This window comes from Gluconobacter oxydans DSM 3504 (assembly GCF_000583855.1).
GTDB classification, from domain to species: Bacteria; Pseudomonadota; Alphaproteobacteria; order Acetobacterales; family Acetobacteraceae; genus Gluconobacter; species Gluconobacter oxydans.
The window spans coordinates 2,679,015-2,694,082 of sequence record NZ_CP004373.1 but is presented as its reverse complement, the minus strand read 5'-3'; the positions used below and the strand labels follow the sequence as shown (position 1 = coordinate 2,694,082).

The following is a 15,068-nucleotide window of genomic DNA, read 5'->3' as shown; positions in this document are numbered from 1 at the left end:
CCTAATATTGTTATGTTATAACATAATGACCAACAGAGGCGCATCAACCTCTTTCTTTCTGCAAGGATCTTCCCTTCATGTCGGATACCCGATTGCCCGTGACTGTCCTTTCTGGCTTCTTGGGGGCTGGCAAGACAACGCTTCTCAATCACGTCCTGCACAATCGCGAAGGGCTGAGAGTGGCCGTCATCGTCAATGACATGAGCGATGTGAACATCGACGCCCAGCTCATCCGTAACGGGGGGAGCAACCTCTCGCGGACGGAGGAAAAACTGGTGGAGATGACCAATGGCTGCATCTGCTGCACGCTGCGGGATGATCTGCTGACGGAAGTTGCGCGGCTGGCGGCAGAAGGCCGGTTTGATTACCTGCTGATTGAATCAACCGGCATCGCCGAGCCTCTCCCGGTCGCAGCCACCTTTGAATTTCGCGATGAGGAAGGCCGCAGTCTGAGCGATATCGCGCGCCTCGATACGATGGTCACGGTGGTGGATGCCGTGAATCTGCTGGGGGACTATGGTTCGACCGATTTTCTGCGGGACCGGGGTGAAGTTGCGGGAGAGGACGACGAACGGGCGCTCGTGGATCTGTTCGTCGACCAGATCGAATTTGCGGATGTCATCATTCTCAACAAAATTGATACGGCCACGCCCGAGCAGGCTGAAGCTGCACGGCTGATCATCCGGTCTCTGAACGCTGATGCGGTTCTGATCGAAACGAGCCAGAGCCGGGTGGCGCTGGATCAGATCCTGAATACGGGACGTTTTGATTTTGATCGCGCGCATCAGCATCCCACCTGGTTCCAGGAACTGTACGGACATGCAGAACACCGCCCTGAAACCGAAGAATATGGCATCGGCAGTTTTGTCTATCGTGCCCGCCGCCCCTTCAATCCGGAGGCCTTTGCGGACTTCATCGCGCAATCCTGGCATGGCGTTGTGCGGGTCAAAGGCTATTTCTGGCTCGCAACCCGGCCGGACTGGGTCGGGGATCTGAGTATTGCCGGTGCACTGGCCCGCCATCAGGCTGCCGGACGCTGGTGGGCCAGTGTGCCGCATCAGAACTGGCCGGACGATGAGGCTTGGAAAGCGACGCTCGCGGGATATTGGGACGATGTTTATGGCGATCGCAGGCAGGAACTCGTCTTTATCGGCGCCGGCATGGATGAAACCGCGATCCGGGCGGCACTGGAGAGCTGTCTTGTCCCACCCTCACAGGATGCCGTTTTTATGCCATGGCATTACGACCATCTTGCGGATCCCTTCCCGCAATGGGCCTAATCGAAGGTCTTTAGCGGGCTGAGTAAGAAAATATTTCAGGAGTTTTGTCTTCAAAAGATCTCAGTATTAATGCTGGGCGCAGATCAAGGGCCAAACCGAGCTCAGGAGAAACCATGACCGCTGTTTCAAGACGCAAGTTCGTGACCGCCGGCGCCGCTCTTGCCAGTACCGCTTCGACCATCGGACTGGGAGCATCGCGGGCCCACGCGGCCGGTGGAGGACATGGTTTCATGGCAGCGTCATCCGCTGGACCAGACGGTTTTGACGGCCCGGGACCGCATCGCAAGAAAACGCCGGGACTTCAGGGGATCTGCGCATTATGCGAAGTCACTGGCGGCGGTGAAAAAGTCTACGGTATTGCTGCGGAATATGATGTCGCCATTGATCCGGCCAGCCTGACGACAGACACCTATGCCGCTGCTGTCTTTCCTGCAGCCAAAGGCTTTTTCGCCGGAATGCCGCAGGAACCCGACAAGAACGACACGTCGGCGGTTGCCCGCCCTCGCCCCGTTTCGGCGATCTATACCAACAGCGAAGCAGCGCTGCGTCCCGACGGCAAGAGCGTGGAAGGTCGGTTTGTCATTACCGAATTCCACCACGACCCGGACCTCAGCCTCCCCACCACGGACAGTGACCGGGTAAGTCTGGTCCAGAAACATGGTGTCCGCACAGTCGGCGGGGTGACCTACGCCGCAAGCCAGACCGTCTGGAGCAATAGCGGCCGACACGGCAACAACGTCGCAATCCGGGGTGTGGATGCGTGGGAACAGAACCACTGGTGGTGGGACGATACGCGTTCGGCCTGGCTGGAATACAGCATTTATCTGCCGAAATCCTTCCTGGAAAAGGGCGGCGAAAACCGCTCCTACCCGCTGATTTTGGCCGTGACCCATTCGGGAACCAGCCCTGATGGAACCTGCGCGCAGACGCTGACTGAACAGTGCATCGCCAGTATCTGGAGCCTGCCTGAAGTGCAGGACGAGCATGAATGTGTGGTCATCACGCCGCGTTATGAGCGTACGACCATGAATGATTACTGGGAGCACACTTCTGACGTCGAAAACACATACAGGCTCGTTGAATCGCTTCTGAGCAATACGTGGAACTACGGCAACCCCAATCTGCCGGACCGGTCTGACAAGGTTCTGAAAATTGATCCCAGGAGGGTCTATTGCACGGGCTGGTCCATGGGGGCCATGACCTCGCTCTGGCTGATGGCAAAACATCCCCAGACTTTCGCGGCCGGACTGATCATTGCCGGGCAGCAGCGTCCATCCGATGTTGTCACGCTGGCCAATCAGAAACTTCTGATCATAACCGGTTCGGAAGACAACAAAGCCACACCCTGGAATGAGAAATGTCTCCCCATCTGGAAACAGGCAGGAGCGAAAATCACGCGCCCCGACCATAATCTGGACCCTGCGCTGATCTTTCCAGTCGATCGGCAAGATGCCTTGACCAAACAGATCAACGGCTATCTTGCAGAAGGCGGCAACATCACCTTCCTGACATTTCAAGGCGTGGATCACATGGGATCCGCACGGAAATTCTTCCATATTGCCGCCGCACGGCACTGGCTTCTGGATCAGGGCAGAGCATAGCTCTGGCCTGATGGCAGGATGGGATTCAGAAAGATTTAATCGCGTGTAGCGAAAAATCGAATCTGCGGCCCCATCCTGAAATACGGGAGAGAGATGTAAAGGATGTCGGGCCGCTTAAGTCCTAAAGCATCATACGTAATATCGATATGTCTTTCGGCGCTCGTTTTCATCATTATGCGCAACGCGAAAGCCGGTTTTTCCAATAAAAATATAGAATTATATTTATTGCTTTGGGTTCTGGTTTCTATTTTTTCTATTATTGGAATTGGTCTGCTGTGCGGTGTGGCAAAAGCCTTTTCAGGCCCAAGCGTAACAAAGAAACCTTGGTTTCCATTTGCCTTGGCTTTTGTTTTTAGTGTGGGTCTTGCCCCACTATTCGCAGCCTCTCTTCCCGGAATGGCTTTGGATGGGTTTCCCGAACACGGGTTTTGGCATCGCTATGAAATGATTCTGAGAGCAACCTGGCAGGCCTCAGTAGCGGCCAGTATAGCGGGATCAGGGATATATGTGCTGTTGAAAAGGCAGTCCTCCCTCCTCAGAAAAAATACTTTCTAATCTTTCGGATCGGCTGCAAATCCGATGAAATCGGTGAGATACTGAACATCCGCATCAGTTTCCCGACGCCCCAGAAAGATCTGCTTCGCAATTCCGTTTTCACCCAGTCTGACGGAATGAAGGTCGAAGCGTGACGCATATTCATCCACCAGCCATCGGGGAAGCGCTGCAACTCCCCGGCCATGTGCCACCATGACCAGCATGATATCCGTCGTCTCGATCTGTTTCTGCTGACGGGGGGCGATGCCGGCGGGTTGAAGAAACTGGGTATAGATATCCAGCCGTTCCGAGGGGACGGGATAGGTGATGAGAGTTTCTTCGGCAAGCTGCTCAGGCGTGACGCGATCAACACCATACAGTCTGTGACCGCTTCCCACGACGAGGACCAGTTCATAATCAAAGACCGGCGTGAAGTTCAGGCCTGGCTTGTAAAGCGGGTCAGGCGTTACGAGAATATCGATCTCGTTGCTCAAGATCGCCCCGATGCCGCCGAACTGAAATTTCTGCCGGACATCAACATCCACTTTCGGCCAGCGTTCGAGATAGGGCGAGACAACGTTGAGAAGCCACTGGTAGCAGGGATGGCATTCCATCCCGATCCTCAATGTGCCACGCTCGCCATTCGCAAACTGCTCCAGCCGCTCTTCAGCCAGCGAAAACTGCGGTAACAGCCGGTTGGCAAGAGACAACAGCCACTGGCCAGCCTGAGTCAGGATCAGGGACCGACCTTCGCGTCGCCAGATTTTCACGCCGAGCTGCATCTCGATCTTGCGGACGGCATGGCTGAGAGCAGGCTGGGTCAGATTCAGCCGTGCGCCAGCCGCTGTTAGTGAACCTTCCCGGGCAACTTCCTGAATAATCATCAGATGATTGCGTTGCAGAACACTCATCTCTTACCGCCTATATGCATTAAATTAATACATTCATGAAAACATATCATTTATATTCATCATTATAAAGTTCTAGTTGAAATCATCTGAACGTCGGTCATCCCGCCTCACCGATCTGATGCAGTTGATATGAATACGAATTTGAAACGCCTTCTTTCCGGGACACTGGCGGACCATCCGTCGCTCTGTCATTCTGACATGCCCGTTCCTGTCCTCTCTTTCGAAGTCGTTCCCCCGAGGACAGACGCGATGGAGCGGCGTTTGTGGCAGTGCGTACGCCGTCTGGCGCCTCTTTCTCCCCGCTTTGTCTCGGTGACCTATGGGGCGGGTGGCACGATGCAGGCGCGGACACAGGCGACAGTCCTGCGCCTGAAGCAGGAGACGACGCTCGTGCCGGCCGCCCATCTGACGTGTATTGGCGCCACCCGCGAAGAAATCGACGACATTGCCCGCACCTACTGGCAGGCCGGTGTCAGGCATCTCGTGGCTCTGCGGGGCGATGCGCCTGCGGGCACCGATTATACGCCGCATCCGGGTGGTTATGCCTATGCCAGCGATCTTGTCGCTGGCCTGCATCGCATTGCTGACTTTGAAATCTCGGTTGCTGCCTACCCCGAAACACACCCTACGGCTCTGAGCTCCCAAGCCGATATCGACAATCTCAAACGCAAGTTCGATGCCGGTGCAAGCCGGGCCATCACCCAGTATTTCTTTGAGGCTTCGACCTGTCTGCGCTTTCTTGATCGCTGTCTGGCGGCCGGTATTACTGCCCCGATCGTTCCCGGCATCATGCCAGTGTCGAACTATGACCAGATTACACGTTTCTCGGCACTCTGTGGGGTTACGGTACCGGCCTGGATGACGCACCTGTTTGAAGGAACGGCAAAGAACCCGGAACTCTGCCGTATCGCGGCCTGTATCGTAGCGGCAGAGCAGGTTCGCACTCTGCAGTCCCACGGAATCAACGAGTTCCATTTCTCTACGCTGAACCGTCCTGATCTGACCTGCGCGATTGCACATCTTCTGGGTGTGCGACCAGCCAGCGAGACGGATTCATGAAGAAGCAAAATCGGAAATCACGGAAGGGGTGATGATGTTTGATGAAACGCAGGACGGATGGTCCCCTGTCAGTACCGGGACAGGTGCCCTGCCCTCGGCAGACAAAGCCGGGCATGAACAGGGAATGTCATCCCTGACATGCAACGCCCCGGAGATCGCTGATTCTGAAGGGGAAGACGAACCTGGATGTCCATGCTGCGTGATCCCCTGGTTCCGCTGAACCAGGGGATCGGCCGCTCAGGCTGAGAGCTCTTTGCGCACGATTTCTGCGCCTGCACCCAGAGCATTCAGCTTTCCGCGTGCGACCCGACGCGACAGAGGCGCCATACCGCAGTTGGTCGAAGGATAAAGCTTGTCAGCGTCCACGAACTGCAAGGCCTTTCGGAGCGTGCTGGCAACCTCTTCCGGCGTCTCAATGGTATTGGTCGCCACATCAATGGCCCCCACCATCACCTTTTTGCCGCGCACAAGCTCAATGAGATCCATCGGAACGCGGGAATTCTGGCATTCCAGTGAGATCAGATCGATGCTGGATTTCTGCAGCTTCGGGAAGATTTCCTCATACTGTCGCCACTCTGCTCCCAGTGCATTTTTCCAGTCGATATTGGCTTTGATGCCATACCCGTAGCAGATATGGACAGCCGTTTCGCATTTCAGCCCTTCAACGGCTTTCTCCAAAGTGGCAATGCCCCAGTCATTGACCTCATCAAAGAAGACGTTAAAGGCCGGTTCATCAAACTGGATGATATCGACGCCGGCAGCCTCCAGTTCCCTGGCCTCCTGATTGAGGATCTTCGCGAATTCCCAAGCCAGCTTTTCACGGCTTTTGTAATGACCGTCGTAGAGCGTATCGATCATCGTCATGGGGCCCGGAAGCGCCCATTTAATCGGTTTTTTCGTCAGCGCCCGCAGATATTTTGCATCTTCAACAAAGACGGGCTTTTCACGGGTCACGGCACCCACGACTGACGGCACACTCGCATCATAACGATTGCGGATCTTGACCGTCTGACGGTTCTCGAAGTCAACGCCGCCCAGATGTTCAATGAATGTGGTGACGAAGTGCTGACGTGTCTGTTCGCCATCGCTGACGATATCAATGCCGGCACGATCCTGATCGTCCAGCGTCAGACGCAACGCATCCTGTTTGCCTTCGACCAGTTCTTCCCCCTGCAATTTCCAGGGGGACCAGAGTGTTTCGGGCTTTGCCAGCCAGGACGGTTTGGGAAGGCTGCCGGCCGTTGAGGTGGGGAGCAGTGTTTTCATGACAGATGACCTTGTGTTCTGGTGTGTTCAAACGGAGTACTGGGCAGACCACTGCTCAAGAACGTCCTGATACGGCTTGATGAAGCTCTCTTCCGTAAACCTGCCCTGCGCGATCGCCAGCTGGCTGCGCTCCTCGCGGTCGTAGACAATCCGGGTCACCGAATGATCCTGGTGCTTCAGGCTCGGCTGATAGCAGTCAGCCGCCGGAGAATTCGAATTGTAGATTTCAGGACGGTAAATCTTCTGAAAAGATTCCATCGTGCTGATGGTGCTAATGAGCTCCATATTGGAATAATCAGAGAGCAGATCGCCAAAGAAATAAAAGGCCAGAGGCGCGGACGCATTCTCAGGCATGAAATACCGGACCTTCATGCCCATCTTCCCGAAATACTGGTCGGTCAGCGAAAATTCCCGCTGCTCGTACTCAACGCCCAGCACCGGATGATGATTCCTGGTCCTATAATAAGTCCTGTTGCTTGAAACGCTCAGGCAGATTACCGGCATTTTCCTGAAATGGGCCTTGTAGCACTCTGAATTGATAAAGCACTTGAACAGATTGCCATGCAGATCACCGAAACGCTCAGGCGTTCTGAATTCTGACAGATCTTTATTGTGATTTAACAGCAGGACACTGAAATCATAGTCGCGGACGTAGGATGAAAAGTTATTCCCGACAATTCCCGGGATGCGTTTGTCGTCTTTTCTGTCAAAGATAGAGGTGTTCAGCACCTCTATCAGAGGAAAACACTCATTTTTCCCCTCGGATTTGATCGTCATTTCAGCAGAAATAATATCAACCCCCACGGAATAGCGGTCTCCGTTGGGATTGTCCCAATGCGCCAGGGAATTGAAACGGTTATCAATCATGCGCAGAACATTCCGCAGGTTTTCCTGCCGGTGTTCCCCGCGCGCCAGATTGGCAAAATTGGTTGTCAGACGTGTGCTGTCTGAGGGCGTGTAATCTTCATTGAATGGGATTTTCTTGATATTGAATGTAAATTCAACCGACATGATAGATACTGCCTAGATTACTGAAGATCCCGAATTATTCCCTTTTTTATTCAGGAATGTTTCTTCAGTTTGCGTTTCAGAGCGATGCAGAATCTTATGCCTGAGAGGTTCGTTGAATAAAAATGATTTTATTTCATTTAAGTATGAATTTTACTCATGGGTGACATGGCGCTTTGCCAGAAGACAAGGATATGACCGTGCGGCTCACACATGAACCGCACGGCCTGTTCCCGCCTTCCGTCAGAAAGGCATGAACATTACCAGCTGTATCCTATGCTGGCCTGAGCGTTCCGCCGCTCTCCGTAGTAACAGTACTGCCCATCTGCGCCATAGGCGAAGCAGTTTGCAATATAGTTCCTGTCAAACAGGTTCCTAACACTGGCAGCGACCTTCCAGCCATGCAGGGAATGAGACATGTTGTTGAGATCATAAGCGATTGAGGCGTCAAACAGGGCATATTGCGGGAGCCAGACGCTGCCATAGGTCGCTTCGCCACCATAGGTTTTGTTGGAATACCGCATACCCCCGCCAAAACCGAACCCTTTGAGCGGGCCGGACGGCATTGTGTAGAAGGCGAACAGGGACGCGTTTCCCTTGCCGGACTGGATCAGCGGCTTACCGGTCGAGTCATCCCTGACCTTCTGGAAACTGACCGCTGCCGTGACCATCAGGTTGTGGAATGGCTGGGCATGGGCTTCGAACTCGAAACCATCGGAATGAACCAGACCGCTTTGCAGGCTGTATCCTGTATTAGCAACGGAAACGAGGACATTGCTCTGCTCGATATGAAAGCCCGCGGCCGTAAAAAGGACCGACGTCCCCGGGATCTGGTATTTCAGGCCGCCTTCAAGCTGCTTGCCGATGGACGGATGGGCCTGTCGCAGCGTCGCACCGCCGTCATTCGAGACCGTGCCCGACTGCGGCTGAAAGGACGTTGAGTAGCTGATATAGGGCGAAAGACCGAAGTCGAAATGATAAAGTCCTGACGCGCGCCAGGTGATCTGGCTCGCACTCTGCCGGTCATTGGACTGCTCGAAATATTCGGTCTGATTGGAGCGATACCAGTCATTGCGGATGCTGCCCGTCAGGATCAGTCGCTTCCAGCGGATCTCGTCCTGTCCATAAGCGCCGATCTGATGGGACTTTGTGACGTAACGCAGATAAGGCGTCAGGTCAGCAATGGCCATGTGATAGTCGGGATGCAGCACATCCAGATCCGGCGCATCGCCATAGGCTTCCGTATCGTTCGCTTTCTGCTGCATGTAATCAAAACCGAACATCAGCGCATGACGCAGCGCCCCCGTGCGGACCTTTCCCTTGAACTGGCTGTCAAACGCCAGATTATAGGTATGCTCCTGCGTCCCATAGGCGGAACGCGACAGCATCTGGCCGCTGGTGCCGTCATCGCTGTCGTAATACCCGTTATCATAGACACTGCGATATACCGTTCTGATGTCGTCATAACGGCCACGCGTGCTGAAGCTCCAGTCATCGTTGAAGCGGTGGTTCAGGATATAGGTGATAGCCCCCTGCCTGCGGTTGAACTTTTCCGCAGAGACATCCCCATCATAGAAATTGCGTGGCAAATAACCGTAGGACGCGCGCTTGAGGGAACCGATCAGCGGGACACCACCATAGGAACCATTCTCCGGATCATACTGGTAGTTCCCGAGCAGCGTCAGGGTTGTCGGACCATCCCCGCCGAAGGTGAAGGACGGACTGATGCTGAAACGCCGACTTCCGGTCCTGCTCAACTGCGTGTGCTGCCCGTTGATGGTGCCGTACACACGATAGCGGACCATTCCGTCATCCGTCGCAAAGCCCCCCACATCCGCATCGACACGATAAAGATCGAACATACCGCCCGTCGCATTCACACCGCCGTAGAACCGCTGGTCCGTCGGCAGCTTGCTGGACATTGCGGTAAGGCCGCCAGGGCTGGACTGACCGTAAAGCGCGGATGCCGGCCCCTTCAGAAGCTCGACGCGATCCAGGCGGAACGTATCAGTCTGAGCAACCGCGAAACCTGTTGGACTGTCCTGAAATTTCAGGCCATCCAGAAAAGTCGGAACCGTGAAGCCGCGCAGATCGAAAAGATCATAGCGCGTCCCTTCTCCGCCGCGTGTGTCCGCAGTTACGCCCGCGGCATACCGGACAGCCTGATTGAGGGTCAGCACACCGCGCGCATCCATTTCGTCACGGGTGATGACCGTTACCGACTGGGCCGTCTCGATCAGGGGCGTGTTCGACTTGGTTGCGGATGACGCAACGGTCGAAGCCAGGTGTCCGCGAACCCTGATCTGTTCGACGTCTTTTGCATGTGTTTCCACGGATTTGCGTGCGACGTGGCCAACTGCTGTTTTCCCGGAGTGCCGGTCCGTGTCGGTTTTTCTGTCCTGATCGGCAGCAAACGCCGTATCGCTCAGAACGATCGAAAAAAGCGCCGTGTAGATGATCCTGTTACGCTGCATACCCCACCCATGTGTCGTTACCGGCTTCTGCACCCAGAGGGTCGGCGGTCTGCCTTTGTATTGAGAATGACTCTTAGTTGCGCTCCTAACCACATTCGCAGAGCGCATCAACCGACGCGACGGCCATTGGCCCGAACGCGAACAAAGTCTGCCTGATCGCCGAGAATGGAATTCTCTGCGTTGCCGTCTGGAGGGGAGATTGGGGCGAAGAAAACCGCCGGTTACAGCGGCGGTGTCAGCGTGCCTGAACGCACCATGCGGGGCGAGACGCCGAAGGTTCGATGGAACATCGTGCTGAAACTGCTGGCGTTCTCGTAACCGAGGTCGAATGCGACTTCGGAAATCGACTGCCCTGCGGCAATGCGGGAAGCCGCCTCGACCACCCGGACACGCCGGCGCCAGGCGGCGAACCCCATGCCCATTTCCTGCTGGAAAAGTCGGGTAAAGGTTCGCCGGGCCATGCCCGCTTCCCGCGCCCAGTGGTCGATGTCGTGGCAGTCTCCGGGCTGGGCAGCAATCGCCTCACAGACACGAAGCAGACGCGGATCGGCAGGAAACAGCAAGCGGTCCGCAATCGGGGGGGCGCGCCTGATTTCACCGACAAGAAGCCGCGCAATGGACGTCATGCGCTCATCCATGGAGAACTCGTATCGCATCGCGATAATCTCATCCACGAGCCCCCGCATGAGGGATGAGGCGTCGAACATCTTGCACGGAAGGTCTTTGGCTTCCGGCAGTGTCGGATCAACGTAAATGACCTGAAATGCCAGATCGGTCCGGCAATTTGCCTGATGAAGCGTGTTGGCGGGGATCCACATCCCCTGCCCTGACCCGAGTACGAAACTGCGCCCCAACGTACTGATGGTCACCGTTCCGCCCAGAAACAGCGAGAGCTGGGAGCGGTCATGCGTGTGATACCCGTCGACGAAACCGCCCAGATAACGGTCTGCAAACCCCACGACCGGGGGCGGACGGTCCGGCAGATCGGCCGTCCGCTTCATGGTGCGATGACCCCATTCATGTTTCTTCAAAAGAGACCCAGCAAAATGATTATGTCCAATGTTCCGTTTGTCTGCACCAACACATCAGAATGATGCGTCATAGAACACTGGCGGACATTCCGCGTCCATTTTTTTGAAGAACCTGGGCGGGAATGGGGCCTTTCAGGCCGGGATGTTCTGAAGGACCAGAAAGCCTTCGAAAACAGGGGACCCCACCATCAGCGTTCGTCCCTGCCCAGCGCCCGTATGCGCCTGCCGGAACTGTTCGGACTGGGTCCATCCCACGAAGGCATCATGGGAGTCCCAGACTGTGTGGGATGCATAAAGCGTCAGACCATCCTGCGTCGGGCCTTTCAGGAACTGGAAACTGACGAAACCGGGCACCGTCTTCAGAAGGACTTCCCGGTCCAGCCAGCGTTTTTCAAAAGCTTCGGCATTGTCCTGCGCTACCTTGAAGCGGTTCATCGCAATATACTGGTGCATTTGTTTGCTCTTTCATCAGCTGAGAATGATATCGTGTGGCAGGATGTAGGGCTTGCCCGTTCGTTCATGGGTTCGGACGCGCCCCTCTTCCAGCCCGAATACCGTCCGGGCCAGAGTGTCTGTCAGAACGTCCTGTGGCGGTCCCTGCGCATGAATGGTGCCCTGATGCACGACCACGATCCTGTCAGCACAGGCTACGGCCCAGTTGAGGTCATGCAGGACCAGCACGACCCCGCCTCCCTTACGGGCATGCGCGCGGGCAAGATCAAGGACCAGACGCTGACGGGCCGGATCCTGCGCGGAAATCGGCTCGTCGAGCAGCAGAAAGCCCGGCGCATCCCCCTTGTCCGACATCGCGGCCTCAAGCTGCATCAGGACCCGCGCCAGATGGGCGCGCTGGCGCTCGCCGCCGGAAAGATCCATGACATCGCGATCCGCAAAGTGCTCAAGCCCGGCACGACCGAGCAGGTCTTCCGCCAGCACTGTGCGCTCCTGAGAGGTCAGACGTGGCGCCGAGACACCGGCCCCCATCACAACGAGATCCCGCAATGTAAAACGTGCCCGCAGAACAGTCTCCTGTGTCAGCATGGCCCGCATCGCCGCAAGGCGTACCGGAGCAAGGTGGTTCAAATCCGTCCCCTGCAACGTCACCGTTCCGCTCGTTGGCGACAGCAATCCGCTGGCAATCCGGAGCAGCGTGCTTTTCCCGGCACCGTTCGGCCCGACAATGGCCGTCACCTGTCCCGCTTCGAAGCGAAGCGACGTCCCGTGCAGGATCGTTTTTCCGCCCGTGCACCAGACGACATCCTGAAGAGCCAGGCTCATGAGACCACCTCGCGTCCGTGGGCGCCGGACAGAAGCCAGACGAAGACCGGCGTTCCCAGAACAGCCGTCACGATCCCCACCGGCACGTCAGCGGGGATGGCAATCACGCGCGCCAGCGTATCGGCCACGATCATGAGGCTTGCCCCTAAAAGCGCACTTCCCGGCAGAACGAGGCGATGATCCGGGCCCGTCACCAGCCGGACAAGATGCGGCACGATGACGCCCACGAACCCGATCGCCCCCACGAAAGAAACAGTCGGGCCGACAGCGCAGGCCACCGCCACCATGGCCAGACGCTTGATCCGCTCGACCGGATAGCCGATCAGGCGGGCATCGCTTTCGCCTAGCAGCAGGGCATTGAGCGGCGTGGCCAGACGTGCCGTCACGGCAGCCGCAACACACAGGAACGGACATAACAGCCCGATGCGGGACCATGTCGCGCCGGCGAAGCTGCCCATGGTCCAGAATGTCAGGTCACGCAAGGCCGTATCATTGGCACGGAAAATGAGAATGCCCGTCAGCGCACCGGAAAACGCCCCGAGCGCCACACCCGCCAGAAGGATCGTGCTGACGGAGGTCACACCCCCGCGCGTCGCAAACAGATACAGCAGATAGGCCGCGGCAAAGCTGCCAACCATTCCCGCAGCAGGAATGGCCCAGACACCCCATGCACCCGAAACAAGCCAGGGACCTCCCAGCACGATCATGCAGGCCGTCGCCAGTGCCGCCCCCGATGACACGCCGATCAGCCCCGGATCGGCCAGGGGATTGCGGAAAAGCCCTTGCATGACCGCTCCAGCAACTGCCAGCGCCGCCCCGGTCAGGCCCGACATCACCACCCGTGGTCCGCGGATGCGAAGCAGCACGATCCGGTCTGCCCGGATGTCAGGATCCGTCACTCCATGCCATAGAGCCGACAGATGCACGCCGGTGGCTCCGATATTCAGCGCGGCGATTATGGTCAGCAGAAGTAATGGCAGGAGAGCGATCAGAAAGATCAGGGCCTGACGCCGGGATAATGTCATACGGGATGACCCGCCGTTTCAATCAGGCGCGCCAGATCAAGCGCAGCCTGGGGCGTGCGGGGCCCAAATCCAAGTAAGCGCTCCCCTTCCATGGCAATGATCGCCCGGCTCTTGCCTGCAGGGGTTAACTGGAACCCTGGATCGGCCAGAAGTTCATCCCGGATTGCATCCCCACCCTGTTGCATCGTCAGGATTACATCCGGGCGGAGTGCGACAAGGTTTTCCTGATCCACGATCTTGTAGCCCTGCATGCCCGCCCCGGCATTGATCGCCCCAGCAAGACCGATCACGGCATCTGCAGCCGTTCCTGCCCCTGCGGCCATGGGACGGTTGTTTGTCATACGCATCACGAACAGCACACGCCGCATCTGCGGATGGGCCTCACGCCATAAGGCCAGCTTTCGGAACTGGTCCGAAATCGTGGCGCACAGGCGTTCCCCTTCAGCCTTCGCATCAACGATTTCGGCTAGAAAACGGGTACGTCCCTCGATCGCTTCCGGCGAGTGCGTTGCATCCACGAACACGACCGGAATGCCCGAAGCCGCAAGCTGATCCATCGCAGCGGCCGGGCCTGAATCATTCATGGCCAGGATCAGGTCCGGCCTGAGAGACAGAACGCCTTCGGCGGAAATCGCCCGCATATAGCCCAGGTTTTTCTTTTCCCGCTGTGCCTGTTCCGGCCATGTAGAGGTCAGATCAACGCCGATGATGCTTTGCGAGCGCCCAAACGCATAAAGCGTTTCCGTAATCGTACCGCCGATGCAGGCAATGCGCTGTGCCCCCGGGATCACAACATGACGGCCACGGCAGTCCGTTATCGTCCGCCCGGTGGCTGCCTCCCCTGTTTTTGGCAGGAGACCGGCTGTCACGCTCATGGCGACAAGGGACAGGCCCAGACGCCGGCGGGAAAGAGCAGAATTCTGCATCATCACGCGGCCTGCTCCATCCCTTCGACCGTCCGGAGCACCTCATAGGCACTGAACTCCCGCCGCCCGATTGTCAGGGGTTCGCTCTTGCCGGCATCCTTGTGCGCCGTCTGGAACAGGTCCGATCCCCGCCATGCCTCAAAGGCCTCGCGCGACGTCCAGGACGCATGCGAAGCGTAGGCCACATGGTCGGAATAGGTGCCGCCTTTCAGGAACTGGATCATGAGGAAACCCGGGACAGTGTTGAGAAGCACCTCCCGATCCAGCCAGCGGCGCCGGAAGTCGGCTTCCCGGTCCAGCCGCACTTTGAAACGGTTCACAACAACGAACATCTGGCTCTCCTCGCTTCCGGAATTCCGCAGTTTTTCGGCAGGAACAGAGGAATGGTCCCATCCGATGTGACAACGCTGCCACAAGTGAAAATGAGAATCAATCGCATCTTATTGACAAGCGTTTTGCCTTGGCATCTTGTTGCGACAGATTCTCAACAAGGACGTGGTCACATGCCTTCCCGCCATCGCAGAATTTCCTGCCGACGCCAGCTTCTCCTCACCTCTGCTCTTGTCCTGATGGGCTCTGGAGGTCCCGGGCGCTTATATGCGCAGGATACGACGCCCCAGTCCGTGCTCCCCGACACACAAGAAAAGAAATCTGCTGCCGTCACGGCCCGAACGT

The 15,068-nt window shown here is 56.9% G+C and carries 14 protein-coding genes; 4 read left to right on the top strand and 10 right to left on the bottom strand.

Going from position 1 to position 15,068, the window contains the following annotated elements; genetic code table 11:
- Nucleotides 1-77: 77 nt before the first annotated feature.
- The 3 genes from zigA (at nt 78) to GLS_RS13315 (ending at nt 3,436) form a co-directional block, all read left to right on the top strand.
- Nucleotides 78-1,280, top strand: a complete 1,203-nt coding sequence (zigA, locus tag GLS_RS11965) for a zinc metallochaperone GTPase ZigA (protein WP_041112391.1) — start codon at nt 78-80, stop codon at nt 1,278-1,280.
- A 113-nt stretch (nt 1,281-1,393) separates the two neighbouring features.
- Nucleotides 1,394-2,881 (top strand): alpha/beta hydrolase-fold protein, encoded by a 1,488-nt coding sequence (locus GLS_RS11960; protein WP_193363823.1) that lies wholly within the window; start codon nt 1,394-1,396, stop codon nt 2,879-2,881.
- Nucleotides 2,882-3,055: 174 nt separating this feature from the next.
- The gene (locus GLS_RS13315) at nt 3,056-3,436 is read left to right on the top strand and encodes a hypothetical protein (RefSeq protein WP_148295935.1); all 381 of its coding nucleotides are present in this window, start codon (nt 3,056-3,058) and stop codon (nt 3,434-3,436) included.
- Here GLS_RS13315 and GLS_RS11955 read toward each other — a convergent pair.
- Complete coding sequence (locus GLS_RS11955) at nt 3,433-4,326, bottom strand: LysR family transcriptional regulator (protein ID WP_041112390.1); 894 nt, start codon at nt 4,324-4,326, stop codon at nt 3,433-3,435. The two genes, GLS_RS13315 and GLS_RS11955, sit on opposite strands and share 4 nt — an antisense overlap.
- A gap of 129 nt (nt 4,327-4,455) precedes the next feature.
- Here GLS_RS11955 and metF point away from each other — a divergent pair, with 129 nt between their 5' ends.
- On the top strand, nt 4,456-5,385 hold the full coding sequence (gene metF / locus GLS_RS11950) for a methylenetetrahydrofolate reductase [NAD(P)H] (RefSeq protein WP_041112389.1): 930 nt from the start codon (nt 4,456-4,458) through the stop codon (nt 5,383-5,385).
- Between the two features lie 237 nt (nt 5,386-5,622).
- Here metF and GLS_RS11940 read toward each other — a convergent pair whose 3' ends face one another.
- The 9 genes from GLS_RS11940 to GLS_RS11900 form a co-directional block, all read right to left on the bottom strand.
- Entirely contained in the window at nt 5,623-6,651 is a 1,029-nt protein-coding gene (locus GLS_RS11940; RefSeq protein ID WP_041112387.1) for a methionine synthase, read from the bottom strand.
- A 27-nt stretch (nt 6,652-6,678) separates the two neighbouring features.
- Nucleotides 6,679-7,662, bottom strand: coding sequence for a DUF1852 domain-containing protein (locus GLS_RS11935; RefSeq protein ID WP_041112386.1), 984 nt, complete (start codon nt 7,660-7,662; stop codon nt 6,679-6,681).
- A gap of 257 nt (nt 7,663-7,919) precedes the next feature.
- Nucleotides 7,920-10,133 (bottom strand): TonB-dependent siderophore receptor, encoded by a 2,214-nt coding sequence (locus GLS_RS11930; RefSeq protein ID WP_041112385.1) that lies wholly within the window; start codon nt 10,131-10,133, stop codon nt 7,920-7,922.
- Between the two features lie 221 nt (nt 10,134-10,354).
- Nucleotides 10,355-11,134: an AraC family transcriptional regulator gene (locus tag GLS_RS11925; RefSeq protein WP_041112384.1), complete on the bottom strand. Its 780-nt coding sequence runs from the start codon at nt 11,132-11,134 to the stop codon at nt 10,355-10,357.
- 162 nt (nt 11,135-11,296) lie between these two features.
- Nucleotides 11,297-11,617, bottom strand: a complete 321-nt coding sequence (locus GLS_RS11920) for an antibiotic biosynthesis monooxygenase family protein (protein WP_041112383.1) — start codon at nt 11,615-11,617, stop codon at nt 11,297-11,299.
- A 15-nt stretch (nt 11,618-11,632) separates the two neighbouring features.
- Nucleotides 11,633-12,442 (bottom strand): ATP-binding cassette domain-containing protein, encoded by an 810-nt coding sequence (locus tag GLS_RS11915; protein ID WP_041112382.1) that lies wholly within the window; start codon nt 12,440-12,442, stop codon nt 11,633-11,635.
- Entirely contained in the window at nt 12,439-13,467 is a 1,029-nt protein-coding gene (locus GLS_RS11910; RefSeq protein ID WP_041112381.1) for a FecCD family ABC transporter permease, read from the bottom strand. Before GLS_RS11910 ends, GLS_RS11915 begins: the two co-directional genes overlap by 4 nt.
- Nucleotides 13,464-14,396 (bottom strand): heme/hemin ABC transporter substrate-binding protein, encoded by a 933-nt coding sequence (locus GLS_RS11905; protein WP_041112380.1) that lies wholly within the window; start codon nt 14,394-14,396, stop codon nt 13,464-13,466. Before GLS_RS11905 ends, GLS_RS11910 begins: the two co-directional genes overlap by 4 nt.
- Nucleotides 14,396-14,725, bottom strand: coding sequence for an antibiotic biosynthesis monooxygenase family protein (locus GLS_RS11900; protein WP_041112379.1), 330 nt, complete (start codon nt 14,723-14,725; stop codon nt 14,396-14,398). Before GLS_RS11900 ends, GLS_RS11905 begins: the two co-directional genes overlap by 1 nt.
- Nucleotides 14,726-15,068: the final 343 nt, after the last annotated feature.